This window comes from Aliidiomarina taiwanensis (assembly GCF_003987015.1).
GTDB lineage: Bacteria > Pseudomonadota > Gammaproteobacteria > Enterobacterales > Alteromonadaceae > Aliidiomarina > Aliidiomarina taiwanensis.
In genome coordinates this window covers 889,906-911,612 of record NZ_PIPQ01000001.1, presented here as the reverse complement: position 1 = coordinate 911,612, position 21,707 = coordinate 889,906, and the positions used below count along the sequence as shown (strand labels likewise).

At 50.0% G+C, this 21,707-nt stretch carries 17 protein-coding genes; 11 read left to right on the top strand and 6 right to left on the bottom strand.

The window, feature by feature from the left end:
- The first annotated feature begins 4 nt into the window (after positions 1-4).
- Positions 5-2,038 (top strand): asparagine synthase (glutamine-hydrolyzing), encoded by a 2,034-nt coding sequence (asnB, locus tag CWE15_RS04265; RefSeq protein WP_126756804.1) that lies wholly within the window; start codon positions 5-7, stop codon positions 2,036-2,038.
- Here the strand turns inward: asnB and CWE15_RS04260 are convergent.
- The 3 genes from CWE15_RS04260 to CWE15_RS04250 all read right to left on the bottom strand — a co-directional run bounded on the left by CWE15_RS04260 (position 2,035) and on the right by CWE15_RS04250 (position 7,441).
- Entirely contained in the window at positions 2,035-3,267 is a 1,233-nt protein-coding gene (locus CWE15_RS04260; protein ID WP_126756803.1) for a CsiV family protein, read from the bottom strand. The genes asnB and CWE15_RS04260 overlap by 4 nt on opposite strands.
- A complete protein-coding gene (mfd, locus tag CWE15_RS04255; RefSeq protein WP_126756802.1) occupies positions 3,264-6,770 on the bottom strand; it encodes a transcription-repair coupling factor in 3,507 nt (1,168 codons plus the stop codon). The genes CWE15_RS04260 and mfd overlap by 4 nt, the downstream gene beginning before the upstream one ends.
- A 65-nt stretch (positions 6,771-6,835) precedes the next feature.
- Positions 6,836-7,441 carry a PilZ domain-containing protein gene (locus CWE15_RS04250; RefSeq protein WP_126756801.1) on the bottom strand — a complete coding sequence of 202 codons (606 nt, stop codon included), beginning with the start codon at positions 7,439-7,441 and terminating at the stop codon, positions 6,836-6,838.
- Positions 7,442-7,559: 118 nt separating this feature from the next.
- Here CWE15_RS04250 and CWE15_RS04245 point away from each other — a divergent pair, with 118 nt between their 5' ends.
- From CWE15_RS04245 to CWE15_RS04235, 3 genes are read left to right on the top strand one after another with little or no spacing between them, the layout of a single operon-like run.
- Positions 7,560-8,804: a lipoprotein-releasing ABC transporter permease subunit gene (locus CWE15_RS04245; RefSeq protein ID WP_126756800.1), complete on the top strand. Its 1,245-nt coding sequence runs from the start codon at positions 7,560-7,562 to the stop codon at positions 8,802-8,804.
- A 6-nt stretch (positions 8,805-8,810) separates the two neighbouring features.
- Entirely contained in the window at positions 8,811-9,545 is a 735-nt protein-coding gene (locus CWE15_RS04240; RefSeq protein ID WP_126756799.1) for an ABC transporter ATP-binding protein, read from the top strand.
- The gene (locus tag CWE15_RS04235; RefSeq protein ID WP_126756798.1) at positions 9,542-10,786 is read left to right on the top strand and encodes a lipoprotein-releasing ABC transporter permease subunit; all 1,245 of its coding nucleotides are present in this window, start codon (positions 9,542-9,544) and stop codon (positions 10,784-10,786) included. The genes CWE15_RS04240 and CWE15_RS04235 overlap by 4 nt, the downstream gene beginning before the upstream one ends.
- On the opposite strand, the gene CWE15_RS04230 is transcribed toward CWE15_RS04235, so the two are convergent.
- Positions 10,722-11,300: a DUF2062 domain-containing protein gene (locus CWE15_RS04230; protein ID WP_126756797.1), complete on the bottom strand. Its 579-nt coding sequence runs from the start codon at positions 11,298-11,300 to the stop codon at positions 10,722-10,724. The genes CWE15_RS04235 and CWE15_RS04230 overlap by 65 nt on opposite strands.
- 15 nt (positions 11,301-11,315) lie before the next feature.
- Here CWE15_RS04230 and CWE15_RS04225 point away from each other — a divergent pair, with 15 nt between their 5' ends.
- The 6 genes from CWE15_RS04225 to CWE15_RS04200 all read left to right on the top strand — a co-directional run bounded on the left by CWE15_RS04225 (position 11,316) and on the right by CWE15_RS04200 (position 18,813).
- On the top strand, positions 11,316-13,655 hold the full coding sequence (locus CWE15_RS04225; protein WP_126756796.1) for a DNA internalization-related competence protein ComEC/Rec2: 2,340 nt from the start codon (positions 11,316-11,318) through the stop codon (positions 13,653-13,655).
- A 78-nt stretch (positions 13,656-13,733) separates the two neighbouring features.
- Complete coding sequence (gene msbA, locus CWE15_RS04220) at positions 13,734-15,482, top strand: lipid A export permease/ATP-binding protein MsbA (RefSeq protein WP_126756795.1); 1,749 nt, start codon at positions 13,734-13,736, stop codon at positions 15,480-15,482.
- Positions 15,479-16,531, top strand: a complete 1,053-nt coding sequence (gene lpxK / locus CWE15_RS04215; RefSeq protein WP_126756794.1) for a tetraacyldisaccharide 4'-kinase — start codon at positions 15,479-15,481, stop codon at positions 16,529-16,531. The genes msbA and lpxK overlap by 4 nt, the downstream gene beginning before the upstream one ends.
- Entirely contained in the window at positions 16,506-16,706 is a 201-nt protein-coding gene (locus CWE15_RS04210; protein WP_126756793.1) for a Trm112 family protein, read from the top strand. Before lpxK ends, CWE15_RS04210 begins: the two co-directional genes overlap by 26 nt.
- Positions 16,703-17,461, top strand: a complete 759-nt coding sequence (gene kdsB, locus CWE15_RS04205) for a 3-deoxy-manno-octulosonate cytidylyltransferase (RefSeq protein WP_126756792.1) — start codon at positions 16,703-16,705, stop codon at positions 17,459-17,461. The genes CWE15_RS04210 and kdsB overlap by 4 nt, the downstream gene beginning before the upstream one ends.
- 35 nt (positions 17,462-17,496) lie before the next feature.
- Entirely contained in the window at positions 17,497-18,813 is a 1,317-nt protein-coding gene (locus CWE15_RS04200) for a GGDEF domain-containing protein (RefSeq protein WP_126756791.1), read from the top strand.
- Positions 18,814-18,821: 8 nt separating this feature from the next.
- Here CWE15_RS04200 and CWE15_RS04195 read toward each other — a convergent pair whose 3' ends face one another.
- Together CWE15_RS04195 and CWE15_RS04190 are read right to left on the bottom strand one after the other, a co-directional pair.
- Positions 18,822-19,088, bottom strand: a complete 267-nt coding sequence (locus CWE15_RS04195) for a DUF1289 domain-containing protein (RefSeq protein ID WP_126756790.1) — start codon at positions 19,086-19,088, stop codon at positions 18,822-18,824.
- A 47-nt stretch (positions 19,089-19,135) separates the two neighbouring features.
- Positions 19,136-19,987, bottom strand: coding sequence for an AraC family transcriptional regulator (locus tag CWE15_RS04190; protein WP_241971839.1), 852 nt, complete (start codon positions 19,985-19,987; stop codon positions 19,136-19,138).
- A 223-nt stretch (positions 19,988-20,210) separates the two neighbouring features.
- Here CWE15_RS04190 and CWE15_RS04185 point away from each other — a divergent pair, with 223 nt between their 5' ends.
- Positions 20,211-21,704, top strand: coding sequence for a CoA-acylating methylmalonate-semialdehyde dehydrogenase (locus CWE15_RS04185; RefSeq protein ID WP_126756788.1), 1,494 nt, complete (start codon positions 20,211-20,213; stop codon positions 21,702-21,704).
- Positions 21,705-21,707 lie beyond the last annotated feature (3 nt).

Here is a 21,707-nt window from a genome sequence, read left to right as displayed (position 1 = left end):
ATATATGTGCGGAATTGGCGGTGTTTTTTTTCACGACCCAAACGAACTGAGTGACTCCCAACAGCAGGTGTCTCAAACCTTGGTGAATATGGCGGCCATTATGCAACACCGTGGCCCCGACGGCTTCGGTTACCAAGTATTTCCTGAACAAGGCGTGGGCTTTAGCCATGCGCGCTTGTCGATTATTGACTTAAACGAAGACAGAGCACGGCAACCTTTTATTTCCAGCGACAACAAGCTGATGTTCGCCAATAATGGTGAGTTTTATGATTTTCAGCGCATTCGTGCAGACTTAACGGCACAAGGTGCGCGCTTTGCCAGTAAGAGCGACTCTGAATTGGTTCTGGCTTTATACCCCCGTTTTGGCTTAGAAGGTATGTTGCCCCACTTGCGGGGTGAGTTTGCCTTTTCATTGTACGATAAAGACACAGACACCCTGCACTTAGTGCGGGACCGTTTTGGGGTAAAGCCGCTGTATTACACTGAAACCGAGAAGGGTGTGGTATTTGGCTCTGAACTGAAGGTGTTGTTTGCGAACCCCGACGTGCCTCGTGAATTTAGCTCGGAGGGTTTGTATCACCAGCTAATCCAAGTCATGGTGCCGGGCACCACGGCTTTCAAAGACATAAAGCAGGTGCCACCAGGGCATATAGTGAGCTTTCAACGCAATAGCCAAGGCAGATTAGAGCGGACCGAGCGCACCTATTGGGATGTGAACTTTCCACTTGCCCATGAACACGACGACAACCCAGACGAGCAAGCTTATATTCAAGGCGTGCGTGAGCACCTGTTAGAAGCGGTGCAGCAGCGTTTAACCGCCGATGTGCCTGTGGGCTGTTATTTGTCTGGTGGCATCGACTCTTGCTCTATCTTGGGCTTAGCCGCGGCAGCCAGCCAACACCCATTGAAAGCCTTTACCATAGGTTTTGACTCGGCCAACTACGATGAAACTCCCATTGCAAAAGAAATGGCGGAACAGACAGAAGCCGACCACCATGTGATGACACTCGATGGGAGCCAATTGTATAGCCATTTTGAGCAAACCTTATGGCACACAGAGCGAACCATTTATAACACCCTGGGTGTGGCGAAGTACCTCATGAGCCAGCAAGTGCGTGAAACGGGCTATAAAATAGTATTGACGGGCGAAGGCTCCGATGAGTTATACGGTGGTTACCCAGCATTTCGCAAGGACATGTTTTTACACGGCTTAGACCATTTACCGCCGGAAGAGCGGAAAGAATGGCAAGCGGCTCTTGAGCAAAGCAACAAAATGGTGAAAGGGGCCATGTTGGCGCGGGAAGAGTTTGTGAGCGAGGCCTTTGTGGAGAAAGTCGGCTTTACTCCAAGTTGTGTGCAGCCATGGCTTTCTTGTGCACCTTATGCAGACAAACTCCTTGCACCTGAGCATCAAGCAGCGATAGGTGCGGACTACGACGCCGGTGCGGCGATTGCTGAAACCCTCGACGCTGACATGCTCGCCGAGCGTCACCCCCTCGATAAAGCCCAGTATGTGTGGATTAAAACTATGTTAGAAGGGCAAATATTAACCTGGGGTGGCGACCGAGTGGATATGGCTAATTCAATGGAGGCGCGGCCGCCGTTTCTTGACCACCACCTAGCCGAGCATGCGTTTAAAATACCACCCCATTTGCGCATTAAGGGCAACAAAGAAAAGTGGGTGCTGCGTGAAGCCATGAAAGGCGTGCTGCCAGACACCCTGTATCACCGAGAGAAGTTTGCCTTTATGGCTCCGCCTGCCCATACCGATGAGGTGAAGTGGAAGGCCATGCGCAAGTTAGCAGACCGGTACCTTAATAAAGAAGCGGTAGAGCAGGCAGGCTTGTTAGACTTTGAGCAAGTTGAAGCTCTGTTTGCGCTGCATGACGACCCCGCCATAACAGCAGATGAGCAGGTACAGTTAGATGCCGTGATTAACCACATGCTGGGCGTACAAATACTGCATAAGTTTTTTGTACAAACAGACGTGCCGGCAGAAGCGGCGAAGCGAGCACAAGCGCTAGGCTGGGAGGCCTAGCGACGGCGTGATAACTCGGTGCGGCGAATTTCCACTAAGACGCCAAACTTCGGGTGATCAAAGTAATGCTTTTCATGGCTTATCACCCGGCGTAGTTGTTTGAGGTTATAAGCCCGCAAGAAAGACACTTCTTCTTTCGCACCAGAGAGCCAAGCTTCTGCTTGGTCTTTGGTGCTACTTTGTTGCTCTAAAAAATAGTCCGGGTCGCGTAAATTCAGGTTGGTTTCAATGTGCAAATAATTACCCACCAAATAAATACGCATGAGACCGTCTAACTCCCAGACGTTTTCAGGTAGGCCATGCACTGGCCGCTCCGGTGCTTCTGGTAGCACTTGTTGGGTGGGCGTGGGTGGCTCAAAATAAAACACACCGGACTCGACCCCCTCAAGAAGGTTTTGAATACGGGCAAACTGCTGCTCGGCAGGGTTTAAAAGCACATTGTTCGGCATGTTCTGGTCTTGCTTAGCATACAGTGCGGCTGGGTATTCAGGCTTGGCTCTGCCGAAGTAGTCAAATGCGTCGGTAAAGTTTTGCCCGCCAAATAACCGTAAGTACTGGCTCCGATTGCGTGTGAATACAGGCTGCCGCCAGCTGGTGTGCAGAATTGGTTTGCCAATGCCGCGGCGCTGTAGTTGGTGCTTCACCTGATTGAAGGTTAAAGCGCTGCGCTGCATAAGGAAGGGGCCATGGGCTTGTTCCATATCACCGCCTTCGCCTGCATACACAACGGGCGTTTGCTCCCACACTTCCATACCTGGGTCGGCGGGTGTTGGCGCATACAAATGGTCGGTGACAATGCGGTGCGCTTGGTAGCGACAAAACACGTCTTCGGGCGTGGTGGTAAAGGCAGCGTCAGGAGCAGGCGGCGCCAGTTCGAACTGACCAACGCCTGCAGGCAAGTCGCTTACCCAAGGGCAGAGTGGCAAGGCCGCAATGAGGCCTTGGGTTTGTTGAGGTGCTAATAAAGGTGTAATGAGATCCTGTGCACCGTGAATTGAAATGGGTTCGATACGTGGAGAGAAGTGCTCAGGATCGTCACTCAAGGTGTCGAGATGTCGGAACACCAGCACTTCTACTTCAAACCACCGGTAAGAGCTTGCTTGGGCTTGAGCCTTTGAAAAAAACAGGCTGCACAAAAATACCAACCCTGCAGCAAATAAAGCATAGCGCATAGCGCGGTTGTAATGCCCTGACGTTGCCATCAGCTCTCCTTTTAATGCTTGGTTCATGACGCTTGCGTAAGCGTATTAAATAATGACTGTACCAGTTTTATTCTGTCTTGAGTATTCTCTAACGGAGCTTTTACTTTCAAGCGGGTAGCCCCTTCCATGGCGTAGGTTTGAGGGTCGCTTTGCAATAGCTTTATAATGGTCATGGGCTCTACTTTGGTGTCTTTATTGAAGTCTATATACCCCCCTGAGTGTCCTAGCTCTATTTTATGAATACCCAGTTCGCTGGCGGTCACTCGTAGCTCACCCACGCGGAATAAGTTCTTTGCAGGCTCTGGCAACAAACCAAAGCGGTCAATTAATTCAATTTGCAACTGTTCAAATTCAGCTCGGCTGTTTGCCCCTGCAATCCGTTTATACATAGACAGGCGGGTGTTCACATCTACAATATAGTCGTCGGGCAACAGGGCCGGTATTCGCAACTCTATCTCGGTTTGTTGCTGTAACAAGGCATCGAGGGAAGGCTCGCGGCCTTCGCGTAGCGCGGTGACGGCTTGGTCGAGCATGTCCATGTACAAGGTAAAACCAACGCTTTCTATTTGGCCGCTTTGTTCGTCGCCTAGCAGCTCGCCTGCGCCTCGTATTTCAAGGTCATGGGTGGCCAGCACAAAACCAGCACCTAAGTCTTCGAGTTGAGAAATAGCGTCGAGACGTTTTATGGCGTCCTTGGTCATGCGCTTGGGTGGCGGCGTTAGCAAGTAGGCGTAAGCCTGGTGGTGCGAACGGCCAACGCGGCCACGTAGTTGGTGCAGCTGGGCTAGGCCTAACCTGTCGGCGCGCTCAATAATAATGGTATTGGCACTTGGAATATCTATTCCGGTTTCAATAATGGTTGTACACATCAGCACATTGAAACGCTGATGATAAAAGTCGGCCATAATGCCTTCGAGTTCACGTTCGCTCATTTGCCCATGGGCAACGCGAACACTGGCTTCTGGCACAAGCTCTTGCAGTTTTTCCGCTGCAGAAGCAATGGTGTCGACATTATTATGCAAGAAGTAAAGCTGCCCACCCCGTAATATTTCACGTAGCACGGCTTCGCGGATAGTGGCCTTGTCGTATTCGCGCACAAAGGTTTTGACAGCCAAGCGACGGGCGGGTGGCGTGGCGATAATGGATAAGTCACGAATGCTATTCATGGCCATATTCAAGGTGCGGGGAATAGGTGTCGCCGTTAGCGTTAAAATATCGACCTCGGCCCGCAAGCGTTTTATTTGCTCTTTTTGACGCACACCAAAGCGATGCTCTTCGTCCACAATGAGTAAGCCTAAGTCGGCAAACTTAACGTCGTTAGAAAGCAGTTTATGGGTGCCAATAACAATGTCCACTTTGCCCTCAGCAATAGCGGCAAGGGTTTCATTGGTTTGCTTACTCGACCGGAAGCGTGAAAGTACTTCAATCCGCACCGGCCAGTCGGCGTATCTGTCTTTAAAGTTGTCGTAGTGCTGCTGCGCTAACAATGTGGTCGGGACCAGCACAGCGACTTGCTTGCCACCGTGTACGGCGGTAAAAGAAGCCCGCATGGCAACTTCTGTTTTACCAAAACCGACGTCACCACAAACTAAACGGTCCATAGCTCGGGGTTGTTGCATATCTGCTAGTACAGCCTCTATGGCTTGCAGTTGGTCGTCGGTTTCGGTGAACGGGAAGCCAGCAGCAAACCGGGCGTGCTCTTCTTCGTTGACTGTGAAGGCAAAGCCTGGCTTGGCTTCTCGTTGGGCGTAAACTTCGAGCAGCTCTGCGGCAACGTCTCGTACTTTTTCAGCGGCTTTACGACGTGCTTTTTCCCAGCTGTCGTTGCCAAGTTTATTGAGCTTTATGGTGTCTGGGTCGCCGCCACTGTAGCGGCTAATTAAATGCAAACTGCTGACAGGTACAAACAATCGGGTGTTGTCGGCGTAACCTAAGGTTAAAAACTCCGCGTCAATTCCGCCGTTCTGTATGGTGGTTAAACCTTGGTATTCGCCCACGCCGTGCTGTAAATGCACCACTGGCTGACCGATGCTTAGTTCCGCCAAGTTCCGAATTAAGGCGTCGGCGTTTTGTTGCTGTGTTTTTTCGGTTCTTCGCTGAACGTCGGGGCGCGAACCAAGTAATTCCGACTCGGTGATGACCCAAAGGGTCTGCGCACCCGCTGGGCCTTCTAGCTGGGCGATAAACGAGTGGCTTACTTGCCCAATGATAATACCCAAGGGGTCAGAATCAGCCAGAAAATCTTCAAAGCGCTCGAACTCCGTAGGGAGTAAAGGTGGCAAATCAGGGTGTGGGTGTTTGCGGAGAAGCGACAAAACACTCTCACGTCGGCCTGCAGTTTCAGCGACAAATAATATGCGAGCATGCTTTTTGAAAGCCCCAATTAAAGCAGTCTGTAATGCCTGGAGAGGTGCTTGCAGCTGCGCATTGACCCGAATGTCAGGCATTGCTTTGGTAGCGAAGTGAACGGGGCCTCGCGCTCGCTCGTGCGGAGGAATGTCCACCCGAATTCGGCGCAACTGTTTAAATGCACTGTTGACTTGGTCGGCTAACAAGTAAATTTGCTCGGGTGGTAAAATGGGCCGCTCGTTGTCCCAGCGGCGGTCTTCGTAACGGTACTGAATGTCAGTCCAGAGACTTTCTAATTGTTTTTGGATGTCGCCTTGGGTCACCAAAACACAGTCTTCTGGTAAGTAGTCGAAAACAGTGGCCGTTTCTTCAAAAAAAAGCGGTAAATAATACTCGATGCCGTTGGGCATAATGCCTTCGGTGACTTGCTGATACACAGAGTCACGGGCGGTTAATGCCGAGAAAGTTTCGCGGAATTGGCGTCTAAAAAGCTCTATGCTCTCGGGGGTGGTAGGGAATTCACGCGCAGGCAGTAAGTTAATGGCGTCTACCTTTTCCAGCGACAACTGAGTTTCAGTAGAGAAGGTGCGAATGCTGTCTATTTCATCGTCAAAATAGTCGATACGAAAAGGCGCTTCAGCCCCCATGGGAAACAAGTCGAGGATAGAACCACGGACACTGTATTCTCCATGCTCCAGTACCTGGTTTACATGGCGGTAACTAGCTCGTTCAAGCCGGGCACGTAGCTGTTCGGCACTGACAGTGTCGCCTTGCTTTAACTCTAAGGCGTGGCCTTGAATGAAGTGTGCCGGCGGGCAGCGGTGTAGCAAGGTATTTAACGACACAATAAGCATGCCTTTTTGCATGCTAGGTAACCTCGACAAAATGCGCAGGCGCTCGGAAATAATGTCTTGGTGAGGCGAAAAGCTGTCGTAGGGTAACGTTTCCCAGTTTGGCAACACATGCACCTGAGCGGTTTCGTCTTTTAAGAAAAAGCGTACTTCTTGTTCTAGCCGGTAGGCTGCAGGGGCGTCGGCTGTCACCATTAATATAGGTTGCTCGGCGCTGTCGACTAAAGCGGCCAGGGCTAAAGCGAGACTGCTGCCCTCGAGCTCTTTCCATGTCTGATTTAAGGTAACGGATTCAGGAACCGGAGGAGTTAACAAAGTAGAACGCTGCATGAGAAGTTACTGTATAGCCCAACAAAAAAACAGGTGCCGATTATACCCGAAATGAAGCGGTTTAGTTATTCTTCTCGGTTTTCTGCACGTTTTTTCAGTAAGCGGGTTTGCGCATGTAGGCTGGCACGCACTAAAAGCTCGCGATCATCTTCCCGTATGCGGGTAAAAGCGAGGGTAATGATGCGGCCTTGGTCGCTTTCTTCAATGGCTGCCACTTCAGCATAACTATAAATGGCCGCCATACTGTGCTGAGTTGAAGCAGGAATGAAAAGTTTCAGTAAAAGGGGCTGGCCCAGCTCGAATGTGGCTTGGTTGTCCATATATTGCACACCCCCAGCACCAAAGGCTAGGGTGGATTGGCGCTGCTCTGGGTGGTCTTCGTTGCGTAATACATAACCGAGTAACGCATTTAGTTTAGTGTTTTGCTGGTGCAAAATGGTGTGGATTAATTCACCGAGTTCACCTAGCCGCCGCAGGGCGTTGTGGGTTTCGGTGTCGAAAGAATGGAGTTCAGAGGCCAGCTTAAATACATCGGGTACTTCCTGTTCAAAGGCCTCCCAAGTGGGGGTGGTTTGCGAGTCAGGAAGGGCGCAAACAGTCATAGGAAGGCTATCCTGAATGCTGTAGTATTCGTTAAAACGTTCAAGGGCAGTGGGCTTGTTGCCGGCCATGTTTGCCTCCTAATAAGCCGCTAGGCGTTGTGTCTCGCCGTGGATAACATTATCCTTGAAGCATCCTGTATCGCAAGCAATCTGTCAAAGGTTGTCTGTACTTTAAGCGGAAAAGTCTATGTTTCAGCCAATCGAGCTATTTTTGGCACTCAGGTATAGCCGCACCCGCCGTCGGGGCGGCTTTGCTGCATTTATTAATCGTGTTTCTATGCTAGGTATTCTCCTTGGAGTGATGGCACTTATTGTTGTGACCTCGGTGATGAATGGCTTTGAAGGCGAGTTAAAAAAGCGCATTTTAGGTGTGGTTCCTCATGTAACGTTAACGTCTACGGAGCGGGCGCCTATGGCCCAGTGGCAGCAATTAGATGAAGACATAGCCTGGCCTAAGCAAGTGGTAGCCCGAACACCGTACGTAAGCGCAGAAGGCGTGGTGCAGGGTGGGTCAAGTTTAAAGCCTGTGTTATTGCAAGGTATTTACCCGGCTTTAGAGCCACCGCAAAGCGTGTTGCAAAGCATGATGGTGCAAGGAGCGCTGACCGAATTAGCGCCTGGTCGTTATGGCGTGATTATGGGGCGGGCATTAGCGCGAGATCTTGGTCTTTGGTTGGGCGAGTCAGTGCGCGTCATGGCAGCTGAAGGGCAGCGTTATACGCCTTTGGGTACCATGCCTGCGCAGCGAAAGTTCACTTTGGTCGGCTTGTTTGAAGCAGAGTCGGAAGTCGACAAACAACTGGTGTTTCTGCATGCCACGGACGCAGCGCGACTTTTTCGTTACCCAGCTGAGCATGTCACAGGTATTCGTTTGTACTTGCAAGACGCCTTTGCAGCAGAGCAGGTAGCGGCTCAAGTGGCGCGCCAAATACAGGCTTTGCCGAGCCAGCCGGAGATTCAACTGGATGCGTGGCATAGCCGTTATGGGCGTCTGTTTTCGGCTGTACAAATGGAAAAAACCATGATGATGGTTATGTTGGCACTGGTGGTAGCCGTGGCTGCATTTAATGCCGTGTCGGCCTTGGTTATGTTGGTGCAAGACAAACGGTCTGATATGGCGGTTTTGCAAACACTGGGCTTAAGCCCAAAACGTATTTATTTAGTGCTGGTATGCCAAGGTATGTACACAGGAGGTGTTGGGGCAGGTTTAGGCTTGCTGCTCGGTTTGCTACTGACCTTGGTGTTGAACCCGCTCCTGAATGCTTTAGGGGTGAGTGTGTTCGATTATGGGCATCAGTTACCTTATGCGTTTGACGGGCAACAAATTATATCTGTTTTGGTATTAGCCTTAGGGCTGAGTTTATTAGCTACCTTATATCCCGCTTGGCGTGCGGCACAAGTGCAACCCGCAGAAACATTGCGATACGAGTAGAAGAATATGAGTTCATTAGTTGTAGTATCTAATTTGTCCCGCAGCTTTGGTGACGGCGACGCCACGGCTGTTACAGGTAAACAAGGGGCAGCCGAGACGGCGGCGCAACCCCGCAGGCTGCAAGTGCTCGACACTATCTCCTTTACCCTAGAGCACGGGGAAATGGCCGCCATTATTGGTGCGTCGGGCTCTGGTAAAAGTACCTTTTTACACTGTTTGGGTGGGCTAGACACGCCAGACACGGGCGCCATTCACGTCGCAGGTGCCGATGTGGTGGCCATGAATGCCCAACAAAAGGCTAAGTGGCGAAACAAAACCATCGGTTTTATTTACCAATTCCACCATTTGCTTGCCGAGTTTACTGCCCTAGAAAACGTGGCAATGCCGCTGTTGATTGCAGGAAAAAGTAAAGCAAAAGCGCAAGCGCGTGGGCGCGAGCTACTAGCTCGAGTCGGGCTGGCAGAGCGAACAGCGCATTTGCCTTCGCAGTTATCGGGTGGTGAGCGTCAACGAGTAGCCATAGCCCGTGCTTTAGCCAATGAGCCCAGTATTGTGTTTGCCGATGAGCCCACCGGTAACCTTGACGAACACACCGCTGCGGTCATTTATGAGCTTATGCTGGACTTAAATAAAGAGTTAGGCACCAGTTTTATTGTGGTAACCCATGACCATACGCTTGCGGCTAAATTGCCGCGGCAACTTTTAATGCAGCAAGGTCAACTGGTCGAGGTGCGGTTATGAGCCTAGCCTTTCTCTTGGCACGGCGATTTCGCAGAGCAAAGCAAAGCAGTAGTGGGTATGTGGGGTTTATTTCCCGATCATCGACGATAGGTATTGCTTTAGGCTGCGCTATTTTGATTACTTTGCTGTCCATTATGAATGGGTTTCATAAAGCGTTAGAAGACGACCTACTGTCTGTGATACCGCATGTAGAGTTTGAGTCGGTGAGCGGCACCTTAACCAACTGGCGTGAGGTAAAACGACGAGCAGAAGCCCACGAACAAGTGTTGGCCGCAGCGCCTGTTATGCGGATTACAGGCATGGTGCAACAGCAACGACGCTTTTACGGGGTGGATATTCGGGCCATTGACACAAGTTTAGAGCCACAGGTTTCACGAGTAACTGAGTACACTTCTGCCGCTACCTGGCAGGCTTTTGAGCAGGACCCTGAAGGCGTTTTGCTTGGAGCGGGGCTGGCTGACAATTTGGGGATACAGGTTGGCGACAAACTAATGGTCATTGTGCCAGAAGTGACCCCTCATGGCGGCACCAACCGAGCACCGAAGCGACTTTGGTTAACCTACAAAGGCGCCTTTGCTTTTGGTGGCGAACTAGACTTTCGCCAAGCTTATATGCACCTTGGCAGAGCGCAGCAGCTCATGGGTGTAGAAGACGCTGCCAACGCGGTGCGGCTGCGAGTGAACGATGTATATGCAGCCCCACACATTGCTGCTGACGTGGGGTTTGAATTGTCCGAATACGCTTATATGCATGACTGGACTCGTTCGCAAGGGCACTTGTACCGGGACATTCAAATGGTGCGCACGGTGATGTATATCGTGTTGTTTTTAGTGCTGGCGGTGGCTTCGTTTAATATTGTTGCCACGCTGATGATGCAAGTAGAAGAAAAGCGGGCGGCCATCGCTATTTTGAAAACCATGGGTGCCGCCGACAGCCTTATTTTGCGGACATTTGTTTGGCAGGGCGCACTGAACGGTATACCGGGAGCTTTCGTAGGGGCTTTGCTGGGCTGGCTTATGGCTACAGAATTACCAAGTATTTTGCAGGGCCTTGAGCAACTGCTAGGCCACTCGCTGTTGGCGGGTGATATTTATTTCGTCAACCGAATTCCGGTGGATGTGCAAGGGGCTGATATTGTTCTGGTCACAGGGACAGCTTTGCTGATGAGCTTGCTTGCTACTCTTTACCCTGCGTATCGTGCTTCACAGTTAGCACCTGCTGCTTCGCTGCGACAGTCTTAACCTGCCGTGCGTGGGCTCGTTCGCGCCAAGCTTTCCGTACCGCTTGGCGCCACAAGGTTCGCACGGTAATGTAACCCACCACGGCAGACACAGTCCCCATTAATACACTGCCCACCAAAATGGGCGGGAGCACTGTGGTAAAGCCGGAACGAATCCATTCAAAACTCCACTCAAAATGAAACGGTTGCGGCGGATGTTGCAACAGCACAGAGCCTATTTTATATGCCGCCAGCATAACGGGGGTAATGGTAATAGGATTTGTGATCCACACCAAAGCTACAGATAAGGGAAGGTTGACCCGCAAAAGAATTGCCAAGCCCGCCGCCATGAGCATATGGGCTGGTAAAGGTAAGAAGGCCACAAACAGACCCACAGCAAAAGCACCGGCAGCACTGCGTCGGTTGAGGTACCACAGATTGGTATTTTGGCTTAAGCGGCCAAAAATACGCAATGACTTACCCGTTTTTAACTTGCTTGGATCAGGCAAATAGCGCTGAATAAACTTTTTGGGCATGGTGTGTACTCATTTATGCAACTGGGCTTTTTGCTTTGGGCGGTGGGTGTTATTGCTGGCACGTTAAGTGCCCCGTGGCTACAACCCGAAATGCCATTACTTTTTATAACTATAGCTATATTTAGCTATGTTGCAGTAGTGGGCGGGTGTGGTTTATTCCATAAAAGCACACAAAGTTACCTACTGCTTGGGGTATTGTGTGGCATCTGGTGGGCCTTATTCCATGTACAAAGCATTCATGCGTGGACCTTACCAGCAAGCCAATGGCGCGAGCCAAGCACAATTATATTGCAGGTCACAGAAATAAGCTATAACCAAACACGCAGGGCGCGAGTGCAAGGGTGTATTCAAGTTGCACCGGTAGAATGGCAATTACCGAATGCTTCTTGTGCCAGTAAAGCACGGCTGTATTGGTATGGCGACGAACGTCCCCTGGAGCTACCTAAACCAGGCGAGCGCTGGGCTTTGCAGGTGCGGGCGCGACCAGCCAGCGGAATGCTCAACGACGGGGGCTACGACTATCAAAGCTACCTGCTGCGACATAAATTATTTGTCACCGGCTCTATCCGCGCAGGAACACGCTTAGCTGAGACGCCGAAGTGGCATTGGCAGTATTGGCGCGTCCGGGTATACCAAGCCTTCGCTCAGCACAGAGATACAATAGACTCTTTGGATATTTTGCTGGCATTAGCTTTAGGGGAGCGCCACTGGATGCAGCCAGAGCGTTGGCAAGCGCTGCAACGAACTGGGCTTTCCCATTTAATGGCCATTTCCGGACTGCACCTAACCTTAGTGTTTGCCGGAGCGTGGGTGTTTTTGCGTTACCTGGCCGTAGCCTGCGCAAGGGGACTGCAAGTCTTTTTAGGGTGCACTCACACGTTTGCGCTGACTCCGTATGCAGCAACTGGGGCATGGCTTGTTGCTGTTGCGTATGCAGCACTGGCAGGGTTTTCCGTGTCAACCATACGTGCATTACTGCTGATTAGCTTGTTTGTTCTCAGTCGTTTAGTACAACAGCGGCTGCAGCCTATCTATTTACTTGTGTATGCAGTGTTGTTAGTGCTTATGCTAGACCCATTTGCTTGGATGGACGTAGGCTTTTGGTTGTCTGCCGGGGCTGTGCTGGCCATTTTTAGTTGGCACTGGCGACGGGACGGACGAGCCAAAGGCACACTGTGGCGGTTCGAATGGATGCTGCTGTTTGCATTAGCGCCTTTGTCTTTTGCGTTCTTTCAGGGTTTGGCCTGGCTAGCACCTGTCACCAATATCGTGGTTATTCCTTTATTTAGTGTGCTGATACTGCCGGCTTTGCTGGTGTCGTTAGTTCCCGTGTTGTTCAACCTCAGTGCGTATGCGTTGATTTGGCGCAGCCTAGACTTGGTACTGACCCCTTTGTTGAACGGCGTCGATTGGCTGGCGAATGTGCCAGGGGTTTGGCTCAGTGGCACCCACCCGTGGCCCATTATGTATTTTTTTGCCCTGCTTATTGCGTGGTTGTGGCCAGGACGCGCAATAGCAAGGCTCTTTATGGTCAGTGTTGCGCTGCTGCTGTTGTTCCCGTTGTTTTCACGGCCAGCTCCTGCGGCATTTGCACTGCATGTGCTCGACGTGGGTCAAGGCACTGCGGTCGTTGTCCAGCGGCATCATCATGCGATGTTGGTGGATGTAGGCCCCGCCTATGAAGGTGGGCTTGATACGGGGGCAAGTGTGGTGGTGCCGTTTTTACGTTACCACGGCCTGACACCCGACTGGTTAGTGTTAAGCCATGCGCACATGGACCATGTGGGAGGTAAACAGGCTGCGCAGCAGGCGTACCCGACCCTTCGCACCATGGGAAGTGGCATTGGTGAGCGGGCATGCAAAATGGGCCAACAATGGATTTGGCAAGGGGTCCGGGTGCGTATACTCGCGCCTATGCCGGGTCCCACCTATGGGGTAAATAATGCCAGTTGTGTGGTCTTGCTGGAGTTTCAAGGACAGCGCATTTTATTGCCCGGCGACAGTGAATGGGAAAATGAATTAAGGTTGACGGGACGTTACCAGCAAGGCTTAACGGCAGACCTGCTGCTGGTGCCGCACCATGGCGGTAAGAGCTCAAGTACAGCGGCATTCCTGGAACAGGTAAACCCTAGCATTGCGGTGGTGAGTCGTGGCTTTGCCAATCAGTTTGGCATGCCGAGCATGGAAGTGAAGCAGCGCTATGAAAACCAAGGTGTTCACTTATTGGACACGGCAAAGGGTGGGCAAATTAGCCTTATTTGGCATCCGGAGCGTGGCTGGAGCGTGCAGCAAAAACGCGGGGGTGGGGAGCCCTTGCGGTATAGGCGCTGGTATTACCGTGTGCCCGAGGAATAGACAAGTACAAGGTTGCTAGTAAAGAAGACAAGAATAACGGTACAATGCAGGGGTGAATAGCTACAGAAATTGGATTGTATGACTGCAGAAACCATAAAACAATCAAACTTTAAGCGCTTGCTAAAGTATATAAAACCGTACCGCGCAGCATTTTTAGCGGCCATCATTGGCATGATAGGCTACGCCGGTGTGGACACTTTTTTCTTTTACCACATTGAAACCCTGATTGACGACGGGTTAGCCGCCAGCAACCCGAAAATATTGCTATACGGTGCTTTGTTTGTGCCTCTCGTGTTTATATTACGCGGGCTCTTTAACTTTATCTCTAGCTACTTCTTAAGCTATGTGGGGTTTCAGGTCGTTACTAACTTACGACAAGAGCTCTTTGAACACTTAATGCGTGTTCCTGTGAGCTATCACGACAAAATGTCTACCGGCGACCTGATCTCAAAGATTACCTATGACACACAGCAGCTTGCTGAAGCCACCAGCCGTGCCATTTTAACTTTGGTGCGCGAAGGCGCCTTTGTCATTGGCCTACTTGGCTTAATGATGTACCACAGCTGGCAATTAAGCTTGGTGTTTTTGTTGATAGCACCTGTCGTTGGGAAAGTAGTGACTGTGGTGTCGAAAAAATTCCGGCATGTCAGTGGCAATATTCAAACGGCTATGGGGAATGTCACTACCACTGCAGAGCAAATGCTGAATGGGCATCAGGTGGTGGTGATGTTTGAGGGACAAAAAAAGGAAGCCAAGCGCTTCCATGAGATTAACCAACGTACCCGCCAACAAAACCTAAAACTAGTGAATATTCGCACCATTAGCACCTCGGTTATTCAGCTCATTGCGTCGTTTAGCTTGTCCATGGTTTTAGTTATCGCAAGCTTTCCAAGCATGTTAGAAGGGTTAACGCCTGGCGCATTTACCACCTTGCTTACGGCCATGATTATGCTGTTACGCCCTTTGAAGCAGTTAACCAATGTGAACTCGGACTTCCAACGGGGTATTGCAGCTGCGCAAAGCGTGTTTCAAGTACTTGACCAAGACGCTGAGCATGACGACGGCCAAAAGAAGCTAAAACGCGCCAAAGGCGACTTGAATGTCTCCCATGTTACCTTCAGCTATGACCAAGGCGACGAGCCAGCGCTGTCGGACATTAGCTTTAAAGTGGAGGCGGGCAAGTCAGTTGCTCTAGTGGGGCGCTCGGGTAGTGGCAAATCGACCATTTCTAGCTTGTTAACGCGTTTTTACGACTGGGACGAAGGCAGCATTGAGCTGGATAATGTGGATATTCGGGAGTACACCTTACAGTCGCTACGCCGTCAATTTGCCGTGGTGTCACAAGATGTCAGTTTATTTAACGACACCATAGCCAATAACATTGCCTATGGTGCGCGGGGCAAAGTAAGCCGTGAAGACATTGAACGGGCGGTGAAGCTTGCTTATGTGGATGAGTTTACTGATTCTTTGCCGAATGGTTTAGAAACCATGGTCGGTGAAAACGGGGTGATGTTGTCGGGTGGTCAGCGTCAGCGTATTGCCATTGCCCGAGCGGTGCTTCGCAATGCGCCTATTTTAATATTAGACGAGGCAACGTCGGCATTGGACACTGAGTCTGAGCGGCATATTCAAAAAGCCTTAGATAATTTACAACAAGATAGAACCTCTTTGGTGATAGCTCACCGACTTTCCACTATTGAAAATGCGGATGAAATTCTTGTGTTAGATCAAGGAAAGATAATTGAACGAGGCAACCATGCGGAGTTGCTCGCCAACAAGGGTGCGTATGCACAGTTATATCAGATGCAATTTGGTGGTGCTGAGTGAGTGAAAAAGTTGTAACTTGGTGGTATCGCAGAAGGCTTGTTTGGCCACTGTGGTTTCTTACGCCTCTTAGTGTTTTGTTTACTTTTTTGGCCGCAATGCGCCGTTTGCTTTACGCAATAAAATTGAAGAAAAGCTGGCAAGCGCCTGTGCCTGTGGTGGTGGTTGGCAATGTAACTGTCGGGGGCACAGGGAAAACACCTACGGTGTTGGCAGTGGTTGAATACCTGCAAGAGCTAGGGTTTAAACCGGGTATTGTGTCGCGCGGGTATGGTGGTACTGGCCCATTCCCTGCTTTAGTAGAGCAAGGGGTGACGGCCCGCATGTGCGGCGACGAGCCGCTGTTGTTAGCTGGCCTGAGTGGTGTGCCAGTAGCGGTAGGACCGAAACGGGTTGAGGCGGCAAAATTGCTGCTTGAGCGCCATCATATCGACGTCATTATTACCGACGACGGGCTACAACATTATGCGTTAGCACGGGACTTAGAAATAGGTATTGTCGATGGTGAACGGGGCTTTGGAAATAACTGGCGTTTGCCGGCGGGGCCTTTACGAGAAAGTGTACGGCGTTTGAAAAAAGTCAATTGGGTTCTGACCAATGGCCCCTTAGGAAGCAAACATAAGCTACCGAAAAGCGTAAAGCCCATAGAAATGAACTTACAAGTACAAGGCTGGCGCCGGGTGAGTGACAGTTCTCCTATCGAAAAGCCAGACGGTGAAGCCGCTCTGGTTATTGCAGGGATAGGCAACCCTCAGCGTTTCTTTTCGATGGTACGCGATGAAGGTATTTTGATTGATGAAACCCGAGTTTACCCTGATCACTACGACTATAAAGTAACGGATTTTTTTAAGGTAAGTAACGACTACCCGGTGTTAATGACGGAAAAAGATGCCATTAAAGTGCGGTCGTTCGCCCGTCCTCACTGGTATTTTTTGAAAGTGGCTATGAGGTTCCCCGATGACTTTTTACGGGAGTTCTCTGAACAGCTAACCAGCATCAGCACGAACAAACGAGAGGCATTAAACCATGGCAATAGCAGCAAACCTTCTTAGTGTATTGGCCTGTCCTTCTTGCAAAGGCAAACTTGTGTGGGGCCCAGACAAAACCAGCTTAGTGTGTCGGGGTGAACAGCTTGCTTATCCGATACGTGATGGTATTCCTGCGATGATAGCGCAAGAAGCCATAAGTTTGAGTGCAGAAGACATGGCAAAGGTGGACAAAGCATGAGCTTTACGGTCGTAATTCCTGCGCGTTATGCTTCTACTCGCTTGCCGGGCAAACCGCTTGCCGATATTCATGGCAAGCCCATGATCCAGCGAGTGATTGAACGCGTGTTAGCCAGTGGAGCAACGGAAGTGGTGGTGGCTACAGACGACGAGCGTATTGCAACAGCCGTGCATACCTATGGTGGCCGCGCCATGATGACATCGCCAGACCATGCATCAGGCACAGAGCGGCTTGCAGAAGTCGTGGAAAAATTAGCACTGGATGAAAATGAAGTGGTGGTGAATGTACAAGGTGATGAGCCTATGATTCCACCAGAAATTATTCACCAGGTGGCTGAAAACTTGAATGCACAACGGTTAGCGCCCATGGCAACCTTAGCCGTGCCCTTGTTGTCTGCCGACGAGGTGTTTAACCCTAATGTGGTAAAAGTGGTACAGGATGCTTCAAACTATGCCTTGTACTTTAGTCGAGCACCTATCCCCTTTGACAGGGACGCCTTTGCTGTTGAACAAAAAGCAATCGACTTGGCGCCATGGAAAAGGCATATTGGTATTTATGCATATCGAGCGGGCTTCATTACTCGGTACGCCCAGTGGCAGCCAAGCCCACTGGAGCAGATAGAAAAGCTGGAGCAACTGCGGGTGCTTTGGCATGGCGAGCGAATTCATGTAGCGGATGCAATAAAAGTACCCCCTGCCGGTGTAGATACAGCGGACGATTTAGAAAACGTGCGTCACGCTTTGTCTGGGTCGTAGGAGTAACCTGTCGGAAGAAAAAGCGGGCAGAGGATATGACAAAAAACACCAAGGAAGCGCCGGATAACAAAAACATAGGCTACGATAACCTCGAAGCACTGCAAGCGCTCATTTATGCAGCGCCTGTTACTCTATACAAGCTCAATCGGTACGACCTTAGCGTTGAGCCTTATATTTCAGATAACCTGACCAATAACTTTGGCGTTGATTTTAGTTTGCCAGCCACAGTGTCTGAATGGCTTGATTATATTCATCCTGACGACCGCCAAATGATTAGCGATGATTTTGAGGCTTGGTTTAGCAGTAGCGACACGCATGTGTTGCGCCAAAAATACCGGCTCCAAGACAAACACGGAACATACTTTTGGGTACAAGACCTAGCGCGAAAAGTTTTCGAGGGCAACAAGGTAACAGCCATTGTTGGAAGCCTTTCTAACCTTTCCGACACCCATATAGACTATGAGCAAATTGAAAAAATATCTGCTGTTTCTCCTGGGATTATTTTCCAACTCAAACAAACAGACAACGAATATGTTTCGTTTCCTTATATTAGCCAAAAAGCGGTGGATACTTTTGGTTTTAGTCAGTCGTCACTAGCGCAAGATGCTGCTCCTGTAATACGGGGGATTCACAAAGAAGACTTACCACGGGTTATGCTTTCGCTACGGGAGTCGAAGCGTGATATGTCGACCTGGCAAATTGACTTCCGTATTATGCGTAATAACGAAGAGCGTTGGGTGAGTGTGCGGGGTGTTCCTGAGCCTACGCACGACGGAGCCGTGCTTTGGTCTGGCGTTGCAATAGACATTACCCAACAAAAAGAAACAGAGCGTAAACTTCGTGAGCTAACACTGATCGACTCACTTACGGGTTTGGCGAACCGCCGTCATTTTATGGCGGAAATTGAACGCTTAATTAAAGACGGGCAACGCCACCATTATCCCTTTGCATTGCTTATGTACGACTTGGATAGATTTAAGCGCGTGAACGACACGTACGGCCACGATGTGGGTGATGAGGTGCTCATTCAAGTGTCACAATTAGTGAGCAAGCGAGTGCGGGCGAACGACGTGGTCGCTCGCATTGGTGGCGAAGAGTTTGTGGTATTGTTACCACATACGCACTTGTCGGCAGCGACAGAGCTTGCGGAAAACTTAAGAAAACGCATTGGCGCTCTTGAATTTAATTCTGACCAAGGCACGTTCAACGTAACGGTCACCTTTGGCGTGACCTGCTTTACAGACAGCGACCAAAATGCCGATGACCTGCTAAAGCGTGTCGACAGGCTGTTATATAAAGGAAAAGAAAGTGGCAGAAATAAAGTGGTCGCTGCCGCAACGACACCAAGATAAAGACAGGCTTAAACGCCCGGCAAGTCGAGCTGGGAGGTGAACCCTAGCTCTATCTGCTCTTCTCGCACCAAGCGTTGCAAAAAAGCTTGCTTGCGGCGCTGTCGCAGTGCTAATCGCTTGAGAATTTCTGCTTTCTCACTGTCTGGCTTCTGTGGCCAGTTATATCGCTCTTCTCGAGAGCGCAAACAGCCAAGACAATAGCCCCGTGGCCCAGCTTCACAGATATTGACGCATGGGTTGGGTAGGGGAAACAATTCTCTTTGCTCTACTGCCATTGGTTTACTCGCTCTGCGCCCTGCACTGGGCGTTAAAAATACCACAATTATCCTGCATGTTGGCGGTAAAAGCTTGGTGCCAATCCTTGGTGTTTCTTAAATAGCCGACTAAAATAATAAGGGTCGTCATAGCCGAGAGTTTGGCTTATTTGCCGTATGGTTTGCTCACCTTCACGCAGCATTTGGGCGGCTTGCTCCATTTTCATGCGAGTGAAGTAGTTTACAGGGCTGTCACCAGTTGTTTGACGAAATTTCTTACTAAAATGATAGCGTGATAAGCCCGTAAATTCAGCCAATTCGTTGAGTTCCAGTGACTTATGACTATTGTCCCGCATAAAACGTTGTAGCGAGCTTAAATTAAACTCTTTTCTGTCGGCCTGCTTAGGTCTTGCCATAAGCGGCAGCTCGCTGAGCAGCTTACGGAGCAAGGCGGCAGCAAGTACACCCTTGTCAAAGTTTAAACGCTCATGTTGCAGATTCAACAACTGGGTGACATCTGACAGCAGGGCGCGCCAATTTTGCAAGGTAAGTACCGGGTTTCCGTGAGGATGTGCCGGTTCAGAGCTGGTTGCAGAAATACCAAGATAATCCATGAAGCTTTCAACCTGGTCACCCGCAAAGTGAGCCCAATAAATACTCCAGGGCTGCTGGCTGTCTGCTTGGTAAATGTGGGCGACACCTTTCTTTAAAAACAACACTTGCCCTGGTAACAAATGGCCTTTGTGCTTGCCTGCACGGTACCGACCGCGGCCCGCATGACAAAAAATCATTAGGTAATCTGTATGCACTCGGCGACGAACCCTATGCCCATAAGCATTTAGATAGTGACCATACGAAATAGGGTAAAGCCCGCGTGTGAGCGGGTTTTGTTGCAGCTGCTCTAGCAAAGGCTGCGGCATGATTAAGCGAGTACTCCCTTCGGGAAGGGGCCAATTCGAGGGTTTGCTCAATGTGGTTTTAACCTCTAATGACAATATAATCCATTATAGCGGCAATTTCATCGATTCAAAAGAGGCACAAGCTCTGATTTAATGGGGCTACAAATTTTTAACGGTTCGCATACTGCGTTTGCAAAGCGAGCCTTTCTAAAAAGAAACGAACAACCAACAAGCAGGTTATTTCATGAGTAAATCAATTAAGTTATTTTTAAACGGGGAATTTGTTGAGTCGAAAGGCAGCAACACCATTCCTGTGACCAACCCAGCCACCCAAGAAGTGCTGGCCCACGTACCGTGCGCAACACATGAAGAAATGGTTGCTGCTGTTGAAGGCGCTAAAGAAGCTTTTAAAACCTGGCGTGAAGTCCCCGTGCCAGAGCGTGCCCGCTTAATGATGCGTTACCAAGCCTTATTGAAGGAGCACCATGACGAGCTTGCTACTATTCTGGCAGAGGAGTCGGGTAAAACTTTTGAAGACGCCAAAGGAGACGTTTGGCGCGGTATTGAAGTGGTAGAACAAGCGGCTAACGTACCTGCTTTAATGATGGGTGAAACGGCGGAGAATGTGGCCCGTGGTATTGACACTTATAGCTATATACAGCCTTTAGGTGTGTGTGCGGGTATTACACCGTTTAACTTCCCAGCCATGATTCCACTTTGGATGTTCCCAATGGCCATAGCCTGCGGTAACACTTTTATTTTAAAACCTTCAGAGCAGAACCCCTTAACGCCAACGCGCCTGGCCGAGCTATTTGTTGAAGCGGGTGCTCCAAAAGGCGTACTTCAGGTTGTACATGGAGCGAAAAAGCAGGTTGACCACCTATTACATGATCCTGCCATTCAGGCTATTTCTTTTGTTGGTTCGGTCCCCGTTGGGCAGTACATTTACCGCACGGGTACAGAAAACTTAAAACGGGTACAAGCCTTCGCAGGGGCTAAAAACCACAGTGTGATTATGCCTGACGCAAACAAGCAAACTGTGATTAATAACTTAGTGGGTGCTTCTGTAGGTGCAGCAGGACAGCGCTGTATGGCTATTTCTGTGGCTGTGTTTGTGGGTAAATCGAAAGAATGGATTGACGACTTGGCTGTGGAGCTGGCGAAAGTGAAGCCCGGGGTATGGACAGACAAAGACGCAGCCTACGGGCCGCTGGTGAGTCAGCAAGCCAAACAGCGTGTGATTGACATGATTGCCAAAGGGAAAGAAGAAGGTGCTGAGTGCCTAGTAGACGGTACGAACTGCACAGTAGAAGGCTACCCAGAGGGCAACTGGGTTGGACCTACCTTGTTTAATAATGTCACGACAGAAATGAGCATTTACCAAGAAGAAATTTTTGGCCCTGTGCTGTGTGCCATGTCAGTTGAAACATTAGAAGAAGCTTTGGCTATAGTAAATGCCAACCAATATGGTAACGGTACGTCTATTTTCACAGCGAACGGTGCAGCAGCACGTAAGTACCAGCATGAAGTGGAAGTGGGCCAAGTAGGCATTAACATTCCAATTCCTGTGCCTCTTCCGTTTTTCTCTTTTACAGGTTGGAAGAACTCGTTCTTTGGTGACCTGCACGCCTACGGAAAACAGGCCATTCGTTTCTACAGTGAAACCAAAACTATTACAGCCCGCTGGCCAGAAAGTGAAATTGATAATGGCCCGAACATGACCATTAAAATGCAATAAGAA